The 16,716-nt window shown below is 28.6% G+C and carries 19 protein-coding genes; 8 read left to right on the forward strand and 11 right to left on the reverse strand.

Annotated features, from left to right (window positions below):
- Positions 1-10: 10 nt before the first annotated feature.
- The 3 genes from ACTTAX_RS05705 to fabA are packed head-to-tail and all read right to left on the reverse strand — an operon-like array spanning position 11 to position 2,511.
- The gene (locus ACTTAX_RS05705; protein WP_440693546.1) at positions 11-796 is read right to left on the reverse strand and encodes an enoyl-ACP reductase FabI; all 786 of its coding nucleotides are present in this window, start codon (positions 794-796) and stop codon (positions 11-13) included.
- A 3-nt stretch (positions 797-799) separates the two neighbouring features.
- A complete protein-coding gene (fabB, locus tag ACTTAX_RS05710) occupies positions 800-2,011 on the reverse strand; it encodes a beta-ketoacyl-ACP synthase I (RefSeq protein WP_440693548.1) in 1,212 nt (403 codons plus the stop codon).
- Entirely contained in the window at positions 2,011-2,511 is a 501-nt protein-coding gene (gene fabA, locus ACTTAX_RS05715; RefSeq protein ID WP_440693550.1) for a bifunctional 3-hydroxydecanoyl-ACP dehydratase/trans-2-decenoyl-ACP isomerase, read from the reverse strand. The genes fabB and fabA overlap by 1 nt, the downstream gene beginning before the upstream one ends.
- A gap of 94 nt (positions 2,512-2,605) precedes the next feature.
- On the opposite strand from fabA, the gene ACTTAX_RS05720 reads away from it, so the two are divergent.
- The 4 genes from ACTTAX_RS05720 to ACTTAX_RS05735 all read left to right on the forward strand — a co-directional run bounded on the left by ACTTAX_RS05720 (position 2,606) and on the right by ACTTAX_RS05735 (position 5,644).
- Complete coding sequence (locus ACTTAX_RS05720; RefSeq protein WP_440675555.1) at positions 2,606-3,034, forward strand: Fur family transcriptional regulator; 429 nt, start codon at positions 2,606-2,608, stop codon at positions 3,032-3,034.
- 106 nt (positions 3,035-3,140) lie between these two features.
- Positions 3,141-3,557 (forward strand): rubrerythrin family protein, encoded by a 417-nt coding sequence (locus ACTTAX_RS05725; protein ID WP_262590070.1) that lies wholly within the window; start codon positions 3,141-3,143, stop codon positions 3,555-3,557.
- A 159-nt stretch (positions 3,558-3,716) separates the two neighbouring features.
- Positions 3,717-5,048: a (Fe-S)-binding protein gene (locus ACTTAX_RS05730; protein WP_440693552.1), complete on the forward strand. Its 1,332-nt coding sequence runs from the start codon at positions 3,717-3,719 to the stop codon at positions 5,046-5,048.
- A 2-nt stretch (positions 5,049-5,050) separates the two neighbouring features.
- Positions 5,051-5,644, forward strand: coding sequence for a DUF3501 family protein (locus ACTTAX_RS05735; protein WP_440693554.1), 594 nt, complete (start codon positions 5,051-5,053; stop codon positions 5,642-5,644).
- On the opposite strand, the gene ACTTAX_RS05740 is transcribed toward ACTTAX_RS05735, so the two are convergent.
- From ACTTAX_RS05740 to ubiE, 6 genes are read right to left on the reverse strand one after another with little or no spacing between them, the layout of a single operon-like run.
- Entirely contained in the window at positions 5,641-6,081 is a 441-nt protein-coding gene (locus ACTTAX_RS05740) for an SH3 domain-containing protein (RefSeq protein ID WP_440613543.1), read from the reverse strand. The two genes, ACTTAX_RS05735 and ACTTAX_RS05740, sit on opposite strands and share 4 nt — an antisense overlap.
- A complete protein-coding gene (locus ACTTAX_RS05745; RefSeq protein WP_440693556.1) occupies positions 6,072-6,827 on the reverse strand; it encodes a HesA/MoeB/ThiF family protein in 756 nt (251 codons plus the stop codon). The genes ACTTAX_RS05740 and ACTTAX_RS05745 overlap by 10 nt, the downstream gene beginning before the upstream one ends.
- On the reverse strand, positions 6,824-7,261 hold the full coding sequence (gene dut, locus ACTTAX_RS05750; protein WP_440693558.1) for a dUTP diphosphatase: 438 nt from the start codon (positions 7,259-7,261) through the stop codon (positions 6,824-6,826). Before dut ends, ACTTAX_RS05745 begins: the two co-directional genes overlap by 4 nt.
- Positions 7,261-8,466, reverse strand: a complete 1,206-nt coding sequence (gene coaBC, locus ACTTAX_RS05755) for a bifunctional phosphopantothenoylcysteine decarboxylase/phosphopantothenate--cysteine ligase CoaBC (RefSeq protein WP_440693560.1) — start codon at positions 8,464-8,466, stop codon at positions 7,261-7,263. The genes dut and coaBC overlap by 1 nt, the downstream gene beginning before the upstream one ends.
- Positions 8,467-8,474: 8 nt before the next feature.
- Positions 8,475-10,043, reverse strand: coding sequence for a 2-polyprenylphenol 6-hydroxylase (gene ubiB, locus ACTTAX_RS05760; RefSeq protein ID WP_440693562.1), 1,569 nt, complete (start codon positions 10,041-10,043; stop codon positions 8,475-8,477).
- Complete coding sequence (gene ubiE, locus ACTTAX_RS05765) at positions 10,043-10,747, reverse strand: bifunctional demethylmenaquinone methyltransferase/2-methoxy-6-polyprenyl-1,4-benzoquinol methylase UbiE (protein ID WP_440693563.1); 705 nt, start codon at positions 10,745-10,747, stop codon at positions 10,043-10,045. Before ubiE ends, ubiB begins: the two co-directional genes overlap by 1 nt.
- Positions 10,748-10,776: 29 nt before the next feature.
- Between ubiE and mutM the strand changes: the two genes are divergently transcribed.
- The 4 genes from mutM to dnaN all read left to right on the forward strand — a co-directional run bounded on the left by mutM (position 10,777) and on the right by dnaN (position 14,786).
- Positions 10,777-11,640 (forward strand): bifunctional DNA-formamidopyrimidine glycosylase/DNA-(apurinic or apyrimidinic site) lyase, encoded by an 864-nt coding sequence (mutM, locus tag ACTTAX_RS05770; protein ID WP_440693565.1) that lies wholly within the window; start codon positions 10,777-10,779, stop codon positions 11,638-11,640.
- 48 nt (positions 11,641-11,688) lie between these two features.
- Positions 11,689-11,949, forward strand: a complete 261-nt coding sequence (rpsT, locus tag ACTTAX_RS05775; RefSeq protein ID WP_262590084.1) for a 30S ribosomal protein S20 — start codon at positions 11,689-11,691, stop codon at positions 11,947-11,949.
- 316 nt (positions 11,950-12,265) lie between these two features.
- Complete coding sequence (gene dnaA / locus ACTTAX_RS05780; RefSeq protein ID WP_440693567.1) at positions 12,266-13,684, forward strand: chromosomal replication initiator protein DnaA; 1,419 nt, start codon at positions 12,266-12,268, stop codon at positions 13,682-13,684.
- Positions 13,674-14,786, forward strand: a complete 1,113-nt coding sequence (gene dnaN, locus ACTTAX_RS05785; RefSeq protein WP_440693569.1) for a DNA polymerase III subunit beta — start codon at positions 13,674-13,676, stop codon at positions 14,784-14,786. The genes dnaA and dnaN overlap by 11 nt, the downstream gene beginning before the upstream one ends.
- On the opposite strand, the gene ACTTAX_RS05790 is transcribed toward dnaN, so the two are convergent.
- Together ACTTAX_RS05790 and lysA are read right to left on the reverse strand one after the other, a co-directional pair.
- Complete coding sequence (locus tag ACTTAX_RS05790; protein WP_440693571.1) at positions 14,783-15,484, reverse strand: lysophospholipid acyltransferase family protein; 702 nt, start codon at positions 15,482-15,484, stop codon at positions 14,783-14,785. The genes dnaN and ACTTAX_RS05790 overlap by 4 nt on opposite strands.
- Positions 15,485-15,495: 11 nt before the next feature.
- A complete protein-coding gene (gene lysA, locus ACTTAX_RS05795; RefSeq protein ID WP_440693573.1) occupies positions 15,496-16,710 on the reverse strand; it encodes a diaminopimelate decarboxylase in 1,215 nt (404 codons plus the stop codon).
- Between the last annotated feature and the right edge of the window lie 6 nt (positions 16,711-16,716).

Consider the following 16,716-nt stretch of genomic DNA (forward strand, 5'->3'; position numbering starts at 1 on the left):
TAACTATATTTTAAGAAATATTCTTAGGATCTGGCATTCCAACTTTGTTATATCCAGCATCTACGTAGTGAATTTCACCAGTAACTCCGTTTGCAAGGTCACTTAGTAGGTATAATGCTGAATTTCCAACATCATGGATATCTACGTTTCTTTTCAGAAAAGAATGGTCTTCATTCCATTTGTATAGGAATTTTGCATCTCCAATCGCTGAGGCAGCCAATGTTTTGATAGGGCCCGCACTTATTGCATTTACTCTCATGCCCTTGGCACCTAAATCTCGAGCTAGATACTTAACACTAGCTTCTAAAGCTGATTTACAAACACCCATTACGTTATAATTTGGAATTGCTTTAGTAGACTCGTAAGTTAAAGTTAATAAACTTCCACCTTGTTTCATTACCTTTGAAGCTTCTTTTGCTACTTCAGTAAATGAAAAACAAGAAATTAACATACTTCTTAAAAAGTTTTCTCTAGTCGTATTTAAATATTCACCTGATAACTCTGATTTATCAGAGAAAGCAACTGCGTGTACTACAAAATCAATTTCACCCCATTGAGATTTGATATCTTCAAATAATTTTACAACTTCTTCTTTTTTTTCAACATCACAACTAAACGTAACTTTTGAATTTAATTTTTCTGCTAAAGGAACTACTCTTTTTTTTAAAGCATCACCTAAATAAGTAAATGCTAATTCAGCTCCAGCTTCTGCAAGTTTTTGAGATATACCCCAGGCAATAGATCTTTCATTTGCAACGCCCATGATCAATCCTTTTTTACCTTTCATCAAACTCATTAACTAAACCTTTTCAAAAATTAAAGCTGCATTAGTTCCACCAAACCCAAAACTATTTGACATAACTGTATTTAAAGTTGCCCCTGTTTCAGTTTTTGCAACGATTGGAAATTTCTTAGCTTCTTCATCCATCTCACTTATGTTTGCAGAGCCAGCTATGAAATTATTCTTCATCATTATCAAACAGTAAATTGCTTCATGAACTGAAGCCGCACCAAGTGGATGTCCCGATAAAGATTTTGTCGAACTAATCTTTGGGATATTGTCTCCAAAAGTATTTTTAACTGCATTTAGCTCCGTGATATCTCCAACTGGAGTAGAAGTTCCATGAGTATTGATATAATCAATTTTATTTTTAGCAGTAGACATTGCCATTTGCATACATCTGACAGCACCTTCTCCTGATGGTGCTACCATGTCGTATCCATCTGAAGTTGCTCCATAACCAGTTAATTCTGCGTATATTTTAGCACCTCTTGCTTTAGCATGTTCATATTCCTCAAGCACTAGCACACCTGCACCACCTGCAATTACAAAACCATCTCTTGTTTTGTCATATGCTCTTGATGCTGTTTCAGGAGCATCATTATATTTTGATGATAAAGCGGTCATCGCATCAAACATCGCCGTCATAGCCCAATGAACTTCTTCACTTCCACCTGCAAAAACAACATCTTGTTTACCCATTTGAATTAATTCCATTGAATTACCAATACAGTGCCCACTTGTGGCGCATGCAGAACTCATTGTGTAGTTGGTTCCTTTAATTTTAAATGGAACAGCAAGTGTTGCAGAAGCTGTACTTGCCATAGTTCTTGGAACAATGAATGGTCCCATTAATTTTGGAGTTTTAGCCCTCGTTTTATCTGCAGCTAAAATAACATTTTCAATTGATGGACCACCAGAACCCATTACGATTCCAGTTTTAAAATTGCTAACTTCAGTTTCTTCTAATCCAGAATCCTCAATAGCTTCTTTCATTGCTATATAATTATAAGCTGAACCTGAGCCCATAAATCTAATTGTTTTCCGATCGATATGATCTTCTAATTTTATATTTGGTTTGCCATGAACATGACTTTTAAGATTATGTTCTTTATATTCCTCAGCATAAGAAATTCCTGATTTTGAATTAATTAATGATTGATGAACTTCTTCTTGGTTGTTTCCCAAACAAGAGACAATTCCTAATCCTGTAATTACTACTCTTCTCATTATTTAAATAACCCCACTTTCAAACTTTCTGCTGAATATATTTTTTTGTCATCAGCAAGTACAATTCCATTGGCAAGACCGACAGTTGTTCCACCTGGCGACATAATTTTTTTCATATCTATTTCGTACCTTACATTTTTAACATTTTGTAAAATTTCACCAGTAAATTTTACAGTACCAACTCCTAGAGCTCTACCTTTGCCAGGATTTCCTAGCCAGCCCAGAAAAAATCCAACTAGTTGCCACATAGCATCTAAACCGAGACACCCAGGCATGACTGGATCCTCTTTAAAATGACAGTCAAAAAACCATAGATCGTTTTTTATATCTAATTCAGCCTTTAAAGAGCCTTTATTGAAAGCTCCATTATTCTCGTTGATTTCAGTTATTCTATCAAACATCAGCATTGGAGGAAGTGGTAATTTTGCATTACCTGGTCCAAAAAGATCACCATTTCCACAACTTATTAGATCGTCATATGAGTAGGAATTTTTTTTCATATTTTTTGAGAAACCTTATTACTTGATTTAATGCCAATATAATATAATAAAACTGTATATTTTTATTCATACATTAGAATAATTATAAAATACAATGGTAAAAAACTGTAATTTTGTTGAAAAATTAAGAGATTTAGGACTTAGACCCACTAAACAAAGAGTTAAAATGTGCGAAGTTCTATTTAATAGAGAAAAAACTTTTCATTTTACAATCAATGATCTCGTAAAAATGATTTCTGAGGAGATGAATGAAAAAATTTCTTTAGCAACAGTTTACAACACTGTTCATGCATTTAAGAAAAAAGGTTACTTAAAAGAAATTTCGATTAACAGCGATAAAAGTTATTTTGATACAAACACATCTGTTCATCATCATTTTTATGATGAAGATACTCATCAGCTAATAGATTGTGATGAAAATGATATAGATCCAGTAAATATTAAAAAAAATATTACAGGAAAAAAAATAAATTCAGTTGAAGTTCTGGTTAAAGTTGCGAGTGATAATCAAACTCAAAAATAATTCAATTAAATCAATTATATAAAATCTAGATTATAATAATTCTAAACTATTGACATTAAAGTTTTAGACACTATATGGTCTATAAAGTTAAATTAAGGAGAAAAAAATGTCTTTAAAAGGAAGTAAAACAGAAGAGAACTTAAAAGCAGCATTCGCTGGTGAGAGTCAAGCAAATAGAAGATATCTTTATTTTGCACAAAAAGCTGACATCGAAGGTTATAATGATGTAGCTACAGTATTTAGATCAACAGCAGAAGGTGAAACTGGTCACGCACATGGTCACTTAGAATACCTTGAACAAGTTGGAGATCCAGCTACTGGGAAACCAATTGGTGAAACTAAAGCAAATTTAGCTTCAGCAATTGAGGGAGAAACGCATGAATATACTGACATGTACCCAGGTATGGCTAAAACTGCAAGAGAAGAAGGTTTTGAAGAAATTGCAGATTGGTTTGAGACTTTAGCAAAAGCTGAAAAATCTCATGCTGGTAAATTTCAAAAAACTTTAGAATCTATTGCCTAAATAATATTCATTAGTGGGCGTTTACCGCCCACTAAATTTAACAAAATTTCTAAAATCAAAAAAAATGAAAGAGCAACTTTTACAATTAATAAAAGATTGGTTTAATGAACCAGTGGTATTAGTTTCTTTATCATTAATTATAATTTCTAATATAATCGTATGAGCAAAGAAGGAAGTCTAGACGCCCCAATTCGTCACCCTATTGATTTTGAGCATCCAGATTTTTTAAATCCTGAAAAATTAGATGCAGAAATGCGAAGAGTGTTTGATATTTGCCATGGATGTCGAAGATGTTTTAATCTTTGTGATTCTTTTCCAAAATTGTTCGATATGATTGATGAGTCTGAAAATGAAGACGTAGAAAGTTTAAAAAGTGAGCAATTTGCTCCGGTTGTTGATGCCTGTACTCTTTGCGACATGTGTTTTATGACCAAATGTCCTTATGTACCTCCTCATGATTTTGATCTTGATTTCCCTCATTTAATGTTGAGGTACAGAACGGCACAGAAAAAATTAGGTAAATTACCAAGTGTTCCAATGCAATTAGCCCAAATAGATAGAAACGCAAAAATTGGGGTTTTATTTTCTAAAATAATTAATTGGGCATCAGATATAAAAAATAAGTTGTTCAGAAAAATATTAGAGGTAGTTGCTGGTATCGATAAAAGGGTTCAACTTCCAAAATACAATTCAGAAACTTTTTCTAACTTTTTTAAGAAAAATAATGACAAAATAAACTACGAGACAAAAACTAATGATAGAAAAGTTGTAATTTATTCTACATGTTTTGTTAACTTTAATAAAAAAAATACGGGTGTTGCAGCTTTAAAAGTTCTAAAGAAAAATGGTGTAGAAGTTCAAGAAGCCTATCCTGGATGTTGTGGAATGCCATTCTTAGAGCAAGCTGATCTTCCTAAAGTTGTGGAACAGGCTAAAAAAGTTTCTAAAGATTTAGTTGAATGGATTAACAAAGGTTACAAAGTTGTTACATTAACCGCTAGTTGTGGTTTAATGTTAAAATTTGAATGGCCATTGCTTTTACCTAATGATGATAAAATAAAAAAATTATCTGCAAACGTTATGGATATTGATGAGTATGTTGTTGATATTGCAAACAATGAGGGATTAGCAGATGGTTTACAAGAAATAGATGGTGGAGTGACAGTGCACCATGCGTGTCACGCAAGAGCACAAAACATGGGTATCAAAGCCAGAGATATGCTTAAACTTATCCCGAATGTTAAAATTGATGTTGTGGAGAAATGTGCTGGGCATGGTGGAACTTTTGGTGTGATGAAAGAAACACATGATCTGGCCAATAAAGTAGGAAGACCAACTGCAAGACAAATTAAAACAAAAAATAACAAGTACATGGCTTCTGATTGTCCTTTAGCAGGTAAGCACTTGAAGCAGCTTGAAGTGGATACTAACATCTCCAATGATGAGGCACTACATCCTATCGAATTGATGGCTAAAAGTTATAAATTATGATTATGCCAAGAGAAAAAAGAGAGATACAAAAAGAAGACATCATGCCATTGGATGTCTACACAAAAAATAGAAGAGAACTGAGAAAAAATATTGTTGATTTTAAAAAAAATAGAAGAATTGCATTAGGTCCTTATGCAACTTTTTATTTTGAAAGTTACGAGACAATGTTGGCTCAAGTTCAAGAAATGTTATATATTGAAAAAGGTGGAGATGAACAACTTAAAGATGAGTTGTCAGCATACAATCCTCTAATACCAAATGGTAAAGAATTAACAGCTACTTTGATGTTTGAAATAGACAATCCTATATCACGTGCAGCTTTTCTAGGAAAAGTGGGTGGAATAGAAGAAACAGTGTTTATGAAAATTAATGGAGAAAAAATAAAAGCTATACCAGAGGAAGATGTTGATAGAACATCAGCTGAAGGAAAAGCTTCTTCAGTTCAATTTATTCATTTTAATTTTTCAGATGACCAAATAGCTAAATTTAAATCTGAAGAAATTGAAGTTGAAATAGGAATAGATCATAAAGAATATTCCCATACTACCAAGCTGTCTTTAGAGAACAAAAAGTCACTTTCTGCCGATTTTAATTAATTAAATCCCCAGATATTATCTGTTTTAACCCAACCTTGAAATTTTCCAGATGTTATCTGACACCATTCTTGCTCACACTTTTCTAATATTAATAACCTACCTTCCTTAATAAGAGCTATTGGTTTTGCAAAAGATGTAGGGTTTTTAAATAAAATTTTATCTTTTGTTGCTATTGCAGAATTATTTTTTTTTAATTGAGATATATGTATCCACCCACCATTATTTTTAAGGTCTATAATTCTTCTAAAGTTTTCTTTTTTATCTATTTGTTTTAAAGGAAGATTAATTTTTTTGTAAACATATTTTACATCTGAATCAAAACTTGGACCGTACCTAACGTTTACTTTATTTTTTTTTAAAGAAACAAATATTTCATCAGCTGAACTTATTGAAATTGATAAGATAAAAATTAAAATTATTCTTATAATTAATTGCATAGACAGTTTTTTCTTTTCTTAATTTTTGCTTTTCTAAAATTTAAATTTAATAAATCAATAATTAAAATATAATTATTCAAACTTTGGCCTATATTTAAAATATTTTTTAAAATTTCATTAGCTTGCATCGTGCCAACTATTCCTGCTACAGTTCCCAGGATTCCTTCATATTCACAATTGAGTATTTCATCTGATATTTTTTCCTCTTGATAAAAACATCGAAGGCATGGTTCTTTTTTATTTTTAAAATTAAATGTAAAGATATGACCATCAAATTTACTTATAGCACCAGTTACCAAAAACTTTTTATACTTTAAACTTAAATCATTAATTAGAAATTTACTTTCAAAATTATCAGTTCCATCAACAATATAATCGTAATCTTTAATAATTTTTTGAAAATTAGATTTATTTAATTTGTAATTAAAAATTTTTATTTTTGTTAAAGAATTAATGTTGTTTAATTTTTTTTTAGCTATTTTGACTTTTAATTGATTTAAATCTTTCTCATCGAATAAACTCTGCCTATGAATATTTGAAAGGCTTATTCGATCATGATCCACAATTCCTAATAAACCAACCCCTGACCTAGTCAAGAATTCTGCTACTGGGCACCCAAGACCACCCATGCCTATTATTAATACTTTTGCATTTGTAATTTTATTTTGACCTAAAATACCAATATTTTTTAATATGATCTGTCTTGAAAAACGTTCGATTTGTTTTTTGTTTAATTTTTTGCTCATTTTCCTGTTGAGCCAAATCCGCCTTCGCCTCTAATTGTTTCTGGAAGCTCATCTGTTTCCTCAAAATTCATTTTTATTACTGGTGCAAGAACCATTTGAGCTATTCTGTCTTTATTGTTTATTAAAAAATCTTCTTTTCCGTGATTGTAAAGTATTACTTTTATCTCACCCCTGTAATCACTATCTATTGTTCCTGGTGTATTTAAAACACTAATATTATTTTTTGCTGCTAAACCTGATCTAGGTCGTATTTGAATTTCAAATTCATTTGAAAAAGCAACGGCAATTCCAGTTGGAACTAAACAAGAATATTGGGATTTAAGTATAATAGGTTCTTTTATAAATGCCATAAGATCCATACCCGAAGCCCCTTCTGTTTTGTAAGCAGGTAGTTCTATTGAAGGATCTAATTTTTTAACAAGAATTTTTGCCATTAATTTAATTGATCAATTATTCTATCAACTATTTCTTCAGAAATTTCAGATTTTCTTTTGTATGGTAAGACTTCACTTTTTAAAGATTTATTTTTGTAGTGGATTACAACTTCATTATAATCAGAGTTAAATCCAATATTTTTTTTAGAAACATCATTAGCAATTATCCAATCACAATTCTTTTTATTTAATTTTTCTTCTGCATTTTTTAAAACTTCGTTTGTTTCTGCCGCAAAACCAATCACAATTTCAGGCCTCATAGAATTATGATTTGATATGTAATTTAAAATATCAATATTTTTTTCTAAATTTAAATTTAATGCTTCTTCTTTTTTTATTTTTGTTTGAGATTTATTTTTTACTTTAAAGTCTGATACTGCTGCTGAAAAAATTGCTACATCTACAGGTAAATTCTCTTGTGTAGCAGCAAACATTTCATCTGCTGTTTCAACTTCAATGAGCTTAATATCTTTTTCTACTTCTAGATTAGTTGGTCCTGAAATGAGTGTTGTATCAAAACCTTTTTTCGATAGACATTTAGCTAGTTCATATCCTTGTTTGCCACTTGATTTATTTGTTATAAAACGCACAGGGTCGATATACTCATTTGTTGGACCCGCAGTAACTAAAGCTTTAAATTTTTTATTTTGACTTTGGTTTAAAAAAAATTGGTTTAACTCATCCGCAATTTTTGATGGTTCTGACATCTTACCCTCTCCGTATTCCCCGCATGCCATATCTCCTATTTCTGGACCAATAAACTTATAACCAAAATCTTTTAATTTTTTTAAATTAATTTTTGTAGATTTATGTTCCCACATTCTAACATTCATCGCTGGTGCTAAATAAATTTGTTTATTTGAAGCAAGTATTACAGTAGAAGCCAAATCATCTGTAGTACCTTGTGCTAATTTTGAAATTGTATTTGCTGTAGTTGGTGCAACGATAACTATGTCTGCCCATCTAGAAAGTGAAATGTGATCCATTTCAGTTTCGTTTTCTAAACTAAACAAATTACTATAAACTTTACCTTGAGATAATGATGCTACTGATAATGGAGTTACAAATTCTTTAGCACTAGAAGTCAGTATAGTTTTTATTTCTGCACCATTTTTTTTTAATAATCTAATCGTTTCAAGACTTTTATAAGCTGAAATACCACCACAAATAATAAAAAGAATTTTTTTGTTATTAAGATTTTTCATTTGCAGAATTAAAATACTATAAGACCAAAAATTACAAGAAGTAATAAACCAATAATAGATTGGTTTCTAAATGCTATCATTTCAGATTTTTTATCGTTTAAAGCTGTATAAGAATTGGAGTTTTGAGGAATTTGTCCGCTAGCTAAAAATGTTAGAGCTTGATTTGCTTTGTCCATGATTTCAGGTAACTCAGGTAATCTTTTAATTACTTCAGTACTATTTTTAAGTGTTTCGTTAAAATTATTTATGGGATCTTTTGTTTCTCTTAACCAACTTTCAAGAACTGGTTTAGAGGTTGTCCAAATATTAGTGTTAGGATTTAATTTTCTTGCAACACCCTCAACTACAACCATTGTTTTTTGTAACATCAACAATTGAGGTTGAGTTTGCATATTGAATTTTTCTGTAACATCAAAAAGCTGTTTTAATAATTTTCCACCTGAAATATCTTTAACCTCTTGACCAAATATTGGCTCTCCTATTGACCTTAATGCTTGCGCAAGATCATCTATTGGCACATTTTTAGGGACTAATCCTGCTACCAAGTGAACCTCAGCAACTTTTTTATAATCTCTTTGTATAAATCCAAATAAAATTTCAGCTAAAAAACGTTTACTCATTTTGTCTAATCTACCCATTATGCCAAAATCTATTGGAGCTATTTGACCGCTATCATCAATAAATATATTTCCTTGGTGCATATCAGCATGAAAAAAACCATCCCTTACAGCATGTCTTAAAAAATGCTGGATAATATCTTCAGCAATTTTATTAGTATTTAAATTTCTTTTTTTCAGTTCTTCTGTTTCACGAATAGATACTCCATCTATCCAATCTAATGTCATTACATTTTCACTAGTAAAGTTCCAATATATTTCAGGAACTTTGAACCCAGCATCATTTTTTGTATTTTCTGCATATTCATTTGCAGCTGCTGCCTCGAACCTTAAATCCATTTCTAGGTTGGTTATTTCTTTCAACAAAAAAACAACTTCCACAAGTTTTAATCTTTTAGTTTTTTTTAAAAATGACTCAATGATAAATGCAAATAGCATCATCGCATCAATTTCTTCATTAAATATTTTTTTTATGTCTGGTCTTATAATTTTTATTGCTACATCTTTAATTGTACCATTGTCATTTATTTTAGCTTTATGAACTTGTGCTATTGATGCAGCAGCAACTGGCTCACTTAAATCAATAATAGAATTGTAAGCATCATTGCCTAAATCATTTTTAATTATTTCTTTTGCCTGATTAATAGAGAATGGTGGTACACGATCTTGTAATTTTTCCAGCTTTGTAGAAAGTTCTTCTCCTATAATATCAGGTCTAGTAGCTAAAAATTGACCTAATTTTATAAAAGTTGTACCCATCGACTCTAATGATTTTGAAAGTCTTTCACCATCATCTAGCGCATGATGACTCAATTCTTTTTTTTCAAAAGATATTGCTAATAGCTGAAATAAAATTGTGATTGCGACCGGCGGTTTTTTAAATTTAGAGGCAATATCTAAAATATCAGATTTTGCAATTTTTCTTCCTAATTTAAATAAAGTAATTAATTTTCTTAGCATTATATTTTCCAACCACTATGGATAGAAACTATACCACCTGAAAAGTTCCTATAATTACATTTCGTAAAATTATGCTTTTTCATTAAGTCAATTAATTCTTCCTGATTAATAAATTCTTCAATACTTTTTACTAAATATTCATATGGTTTTTTATCGCCAACAATAAATTGACCAATATGAGGAATTATTTTTGAATAGTTTTTATAAACAAAATCTAGTTTAGAGTTTTGAATTTTTGAAAATTCTAAACATAGAAATCTTCCCCCTGGTTTTAATACCCTATAAGCTTCAGATAGAGCTTTATCTAAATTCTTTGTATTTCTAAGACCAAAACTTATTGTGTAATAATCAAATTCGTTGTCTTGAAGTGGAAGCTTCTCAGCAGCTGCATTGATCCATTTTATATTTTTATAATTAGATAATTTTTGTTTGCCTTGATTAATCATACCTTTATTTGGATCTATGCAAGTGACTTCTGACATTTGATTTGTACTATTCAAAAATAATTTACCAATATCTCCAGTTCCACAAGCAACATCTATTAACTTTCTATTTGGAGATGGTTTCATTATATTGATTAGACTTTTTTTCCAAAATCTATGAATGCCCAGTGACATGAAATCATTCATCAAGTCGTATTTACTATAAACTTGATCGAAAACACCTTCCACAAGGCCTTTTTTATTTTGAAGATATTGTTGCATAAAAAAATATATATTGAATATAGTGAGAAATGCCAGAATTACCAGAAGTAGAAATTGTTAGACAATCTTTAGACAAAAAAATTAAACAAAAAAGTATTAAAAAAGTAATTATTAGAAATAAAAATCTTAGGGTTCCACTTCCAAAAAATTTTAGTTCTTTTTTAATGAATAAAAAAATTATTAAAGTAGATAGATTTTCCAAGTATTTAATATTGAATTTTAAAAGTGGAGAGTTTTGTTTGATACATTTGGGTATGTCTGGAACCATACACATCATTGATATTAAAAAAAAATTAAAATTTACTAATGCTAGTTTTTATCATTCCCCTATATTACCAAAAAAACATAATCATATTGAATTAATATTTAATTCTTTGAAAGTAATTTATAATGATCCAAGAAGATTTGGTTTTTTTGAGTTAGTAGAAAATAGTGAAAAATTAGAAAATAGATTTAAAAATTTGGGACCAGAACCATTCAATTTAAATTTTAATTTGAATTATGTTTTTAATTACTTCGAAGGAAAGAATAAAAATATTAAAACATTTTTATTAGATCAAAAATTTGTTTCTGGAATTGGGAATATTTATGCAAGTGAAATTTTATTTCTAAGTAAGATTTATCCATTTAAAAAAGCAAGTTTATTAACTAGAGAAGATTGTAAAAAAATTATTTACTATTCAAAAAAAATTTTATTAAGAGCAATTAAAAAAGGTGGTTCAAGTATTAGAGATTTTAAGGATACGTTGGGATCTTCTGGAAACTATCAAAAAGAATTTAAAGTATATCAGCAAGAAGGATTAAGATGTAAAACTATAGGATGTACAGATACTATACAGAAAAAAATTGTATCAAATAGATCTACTTTTTTTTGTAATTCCTGCCAAAATTAGCCAAATATTTAGTTGACCGTTTTCAGTTCTCAAGCTATACCCCTGCGCATGGCAAATACAAAATCAGCTATTAAACGTATAAGACGTATTTCTAAGCAAACAGCAGTTAATAAAGCTAGAAAAAGTAGATTTAGAAATGCATTAAAGAAAATGAACGCTTTAATTGATACCAAAAAGAAAGATGAGGCGTTAAAATTCTTACCTAAATTAAACTCTGAGTTGATGAAAATTGCAAAGACTGGTGTAATTAAAAAACAAAATGCATCAAGAAACGTTTCAAGAATAACTAAAAAGATTGCAGCAATTTAAAAACCTTAAGTTGTTTCGAAGATAAATTTCACACACACATTATATAAGATCTAAATATTTTCAAATTACTATATTTAGATTTAGTAAATCTTTGATCTCAAACAATACAATCAATGTTTGATTCAATCTGTATTTGATTCAATCAAAAATTTTATTTTTAAGAAAATTTAAAACTAATTTAAAAATTTATGTCCATAAAAAAAAATGATTGTGACAATAAATTCTACAATTGCAGATTTAATTTTTTTTTAATTTTAAATTTAATACTTGTTGCAAAATTTTTTAAATCGTTCTAACTGAGATCTTCCCTTAAGTTATGAATAAAACTTTTACAAATAAAAATATTAATAATTTTGCTTCAGAAGAGATCGATTGGCAACAAATTCAATCTGAAATGAAGAATAAATTAGGTTTGGAAATTTATGAAAGTTGGTTAAAAAAAATATCATTTCTTGAGGAGCATAATAATTATTTACTTTTATCTGTTCCAACTAGATTTATCAGAGACTGGATTACTTCGAGGTATTTAGACCAAATTCTGAAAATAATTAAATTGTATAAAAAAGATATAATTAGAATTGAATTTAAAATTATTGATCAAAAAGTTGATAAGGATTTAAAAGACACAACAAATATTGAAAATACCCAAAATGAAAATGTTTCATTTATAAAAGACTCGTACCTTCAGTATAACAGAATAGATCCAAACAAACGATTTGATAACTTTATAACTGGATCAAGCAATAAACTTGCATATGAAGCTTCTTTAAAGGTTACAGAAACTATCTCTCATTATAATCCACTTTATATTTATGGTGGTGTAGGAATGGGGAAAACTCACTTATTAAATTCTATTGGTTTTGAGATGAAGAAAAAAAATAAAGTGATGTTCATTTCAGCGGAACGTTTCATGTATCAGTTTGTAAAATCAATTAAATCAAATGATATGGTTAAGTTTAAAGAATATTTTAGAAATACTGATATTTTATTAATAGATGACATCCAGTTTATTAGCGGCAAAGAAGCAATGCAGGAAGAATTTTTTCATACATTCAATGCTTTGTTAGATAAAGGATCACAAATTATAGTATCAGCTGATAGAGCACCTAATAAATTAATGCGTATTCAAGAGAGAATTAAATCCAGATTTTCAGGTGGATTGGTTGTTGACATTCAAAAACCTGATTTAGAATTACGAAAAAAAATAGTTCAAAAAAAAACAGAAGAATTAAACAATTTATATTCAGATCAGCTTCAAGTATCAAAAGATATACAAGATTTTATCAGTAATGAGATCTCAGGAAGTGTTAGAGAATTAGTTGGAGCAGTTAATAGAATAGTATCCTTTTCAAGAATTTATAACAAAGTTCCAAATTTACCTGAAACTAAAGTGGTATTAAAAGATCTTTTAAATATCTCAGAAAATAAAGTAACAATTGACTTAATACAGACTATTGTGTGTAAGTTTTTTAAGATAAGCAAAAATGAAATGCTTTCTTCAAGAAGATCAAGATATCTTGTAAGACCTCGACAGACAGCAATTTACTTAACTAAAATTTTAACTTCAAAATCATTACCAGAAATAGGCAGAGAATTCTCGAATAGAGATCACACAACAATTATCCATTCTGTTAAAACAATTGAGAAAATCAAAGAAAAAGATCCAGAAATGGTAGATAATATCAATAAACTTAAAAATCAGATATTATACAATAACAAAGAAAATGAAATTTAACGTCAACCAACAAGACCTTCAGCAAGCACTAAATTATTGTCAGGGTGTAATTGAAAAGAGAAGCACGTTACCAATTTTATCTAATATTTTATTAGATGCTAGTAATTCTAAATTAACAATTACTGCTACAGATCTTGATTTAATTTTTATACACCAGCTAAATAATGTTGAAATTCTTGAAGAAGGAAAAACAACAACAACCTCGTCAATTATGTATGACATAATCAGAAAATTAACATCAGGAAAAAAAATTAACCTTACTCTTACCGATGTAAGTAAATTACAAGTAGAATCGGAAAAATCTATTTTTAATTTGAATTGTATTAGTGCTACCGAGTTCCCATTAACTGATGAAAATTTTAATGAAAATGAATTTACTATAAAATCAAAACAATTATTGAAGCTTCTAAATAAATGTAAGTTTTCTGTTTCAAATGATGAAACTCGACATTATTTAAGTGGTATTTATTTTCACCAAACCGAAGTTGAAGATAAAAATTATTTAACAGCTGTTGCTACTGACAGTCATAGAATGTCGATTTCAAAAATCAGGCTAGATGAAAAAATTGAATTTGACCCTATTATACTTCCTAAAAAAACAATTTTTCAACTTTGTTCACTGTTAGATAGTTATGATGGTGATGTAAAAGTATCAAATCTAAAGTCAAAAATTAAGTTTGAACTGAATAATAGTATTTTAATTTCAAAACTTATCGATGGAAAATTTCCGAATTATATTCAAGTAATACCTAAAAATAATCAAAAAAAATTAGAAATTGATTTAAAACTTTTCTTAAACTCAGTTGATAGAGTAGCTTCTGTATCTCTGGATAAAAAAGATGGTGTAAAATTTAATTTATCAAATGATACTCTAGATCTTTCGGTAAATAATACTAATAGTGGAGACGGAAAAGAAACATTAAATGTTAAATTTGATCATGACTTAGAAATAAGTTTTAACTCCAGATATTTGATTGATGTAGCTTCACAATTAGATGGTGATAGAGTCGAAATCTTCTTTAATGATACGGGTTCACCAGCTTTAATAAAAGATCCAGGCGATTTTGATAGTATCTATGTTGTGATGCCAATGAAGGGTTAATTTATTAAATCTAATTCTTGATAGATATTTTTTTCTAGAGTTTTTAAAAATTCATTTTTTTCTAGGCCAGCTGAAATAGGTTTTAATATTGATATAGTAATTGTTCTATTACTATTTTTTCCACCTTTTTTTGGCCATACATAACCAGAGTTTATGGCTACTGGTAAACAATTTATTTTTAATTCTTCATATATCCTTGAGGCTCCTTTTTTAAATGGAGTTCTATCATCAGGTAATACCCTGGTACCTTGAGGAAAAATAATTAATGGACGATTTGATTGTGATATTGTTATTGAAATATCATTAAAAAAACCCAAATTATCTTTAGTCGTTTTATTTCTATTTATTGAAATTGATCCTATTTTTTTTAAATACCAACCAAATATTGGAATTTGAAGAAGCTCTTTCTTTAAAATAAAAACTGGTGAATTAAAAATAGTTTGCAAATAAAAAGTTTCAAACATTGATTGATGAGATGCAGCAATAAAAAATTTATCCTCTTTGATTATATTTTCTTCACCTTTGATAAGGATTTTTACTGAAAGGATAAACCTTAAGCAAATACCAGTCCAATAGCCCATTAATTTACCACCAATTAAAACAATTTTTCTTGGTAGAAAAAAAGAAGGTAAAAAAATTATAGAAATAAAAATAATTCCAGTAAAAAAAATTATTGAAAATAAAATGTTTCTTATCATTGTCTCAAAAGCTAAATTAAATCTTTATGCTTTTGTCTTTTTCTAATTATTTTTATTTTGTTGTTTTTAATTAATATTTCTAATGGTTTTGTTCTTAAGTTATAATTTGAACTTAGTGACATTCCGTAAGCACCAACATCACATATTGCAACATAATCCTTTTCTTGAAGTTCCTGAAAGTTTTTAATAGTTACAAACTTGTCTGTGCTTTCACATATAGGTCCTACAAATTCATAAGTTTTTTTGGAAACTTTTCCAGATTTAATAACAGGTAAAGTTTTGTGAATTGCACCATATAATGCTGGTCTCATTAAATCATTCATTGCTGCATCCAATATAATGAATTTTTTACTTTCACTGTCTTTTATATAAATTACTTTTGTAATCAATGTTCCAGAATTTCCTATTATAGATCTTCCTGGTTCAAATATAATTTTACATTTCTTATTTTTTAAAAATTTTTTAATAGCTAAATTATATTTTTTATAATTAAGTTTTTTATTTTTATCTGCATAAGAAATTCCCATACCACCACCTAAATCGATGTATTCAAATTCATGAGATGTTTTCTTTAAAATATTATCGACTACTTTAAGCATCTTTTCATAAGGCTTATGATCTAAAATTTGGCTTCCAATATGAACACTTAAGCAATTAAGATCTATATTTTGTGAACTTTTGCAATATTCAATTATTTCATAAAATGTTTTTTCATTTACACCAAACTTATTCTCTTTTTTACCAGTCGAAATTTGGCTTAATGTTTTTGCATCAGTATTAGGATTTAATCTTAAACCAATTTTTACAATTTTATTTTTTTGTCTAGCCACTCTATTTATTTCTACTACTTCACTTTTCGATTCTGCGTTTATTAGTAAAATTTTTTTATCTATTGCGTAACTTATTTCATTTGTAGTTTTACCAACTCCTGAAAAAACAATTTTATTTGGACTAACACCTGCTTTAAGAGCCATCATCATTTCACCAACAGATACTACATCAGCTCCAAAACCAAATTTTGATATCTCATTTATTAAATTTACATTGGTATTTGATTTAACTGCAAAACATATCAATGGTGATATTGATTTAAAATTTTTTTTAAAATTTAAAATATTTTCTTTTAACCTTGAGTAAGAATAGCAATATGTTGGAGTACCATATTTTTTTGCAATTTTTAAAAAGTTAACTTTATCAATAGATAATTTTTTATTTATGTATTTCATTACACT

It is taken from the genome of Candidatus Pelagibacter sp. HIMB1695 (genome assembly GCF_052047655.1).
Taxonomy (GTDB): domain Bacteria; phylum Pseudomonadota; class Alphaproteobacteria; order Pelagibacterales; family Pelagibacteraceae; genus Pelagibacter.

Coding starts and splice junctions, on each gene's coding strand:
- ACTTAX_RS05705 (WP_440693546.1), bottom strand. CDS start 796: ATGAGTTTGATGAAAGGTAAAAAAGGATTGATCATGGGCGTTGCAAAT.
- fabB (WP_440693548.1), bottom strand. CDS start 2,011: ATGAGAAGAGTAGTAATTACAGGATTAGGAATTGTCTCTTGTTTGGGA.
- fabA (WP_440693550.1), bottom strand. CDS start 2,511: ATGAAAAAAAATTCCTACTCATATGACGATCTAATAAGTTGTGGAAAT.
- ACTTAX_RS05720 (WP_440675555.1), top strand. CDS start 2,606: ATGGTAAAAAACTGTAATTTTGTTGAAAAATTAAGAGATTTAGGACTT.
- ACTTAX_RS05725 (WP_262590070.1), top strand. CDS start 3,141: ATGTCTTTAAAAGGAAGTAAAACAGAAGAGAACTTAAAAGCAGCATTC.
- ACTTAX_RS05730 (WP_440693552.1), top strand. CDS start 3,717: ATGAGCAAAGAAGGAAGTCTAGACGCCCCAATTCGTCACCCTATTGAT.
- ACTTAX_RS05735 (WP_440693554.1), top strand. CDS start 5,051: ATGCCAAGAGAAAAAAGAGAGATACAAAAAGAAGACATCATGCCATTG.
- ACTTAX_RS05740 (WP_440613543.1), bottom strand. CDS start 6,081: ATGCAATTAATTATAAGAATAATTTTAATTTTTATCTTATCAATTTCA.
- ACTTAX_RS05745 (WP_440693556.1), bottom strand. CDS start 6,827: ATGAGCAAAAAATTAAACAAAAAACAAATCGAACGTTTTTCAAGACAG.
- dut (WP_440693558.1), bottom strand. CDS start 7,261: ATGGCAAAAATTCTTGTTAAAAAATTAGATCCTTCAATAGAACTACCT.
- coaBC (WP_440693560.1), bottom strand. CDS start 8,466: ATGAAAAATCTTAATAACAAAAAAATTCTTTTTATTATTTGTGGTGGT.
- ubiB (WP_440693562.1), bottom strand. CDS start 10,043: ATGCTAAGAAAATTAATTACTTTATTTAAATTAGGAAGAAAAATTGCA.
- ubiE (WP_440693563.1), bottom strand. CDS start 10,747: ATGCAACAATATCTTCAAAATAAAAAAGGCCTTGTGGAAGGTGTTTTC.
- mutM (WP_440693565.1), top strand. CDS start 10,777: ATGCCAGAATTACCAGAAGTAGAAATTGTTAGACAATCTTTAGACAAA.
- rpsT (WP_262590084.1), top strand. CDS start 11,689: ATGGCAAATACAAAATCAGCTATTAAACGTATAAGACGTATTTCTAAG.
- dnaA (WP_440693567.1), top strand. CDS start 12,266: ATGAATAAAACTTTTACAAATAAAAATATTAATAATTTTGCTTCAGAA.
- dnaN (WP_440693569.1), top strand. CDS start 13,674: ATGAAATTTAACGTCAACCAACAAGACCTTCAGCAAGCACTAAATTAT.
- ACTTAX_RS05790 (WP_440693571.1), bottom strand. CDS start 15,484: ATGATAAGAAACATTTTATTTTCAATAATTTTTTTTACTGGAATTATT.
- lysA (WP_440693573.1), bottom strand. CDS start 16,710: ATGAAATACATAAATAAAAAATTATCTATTGATAAAGTTAACTTTTTA.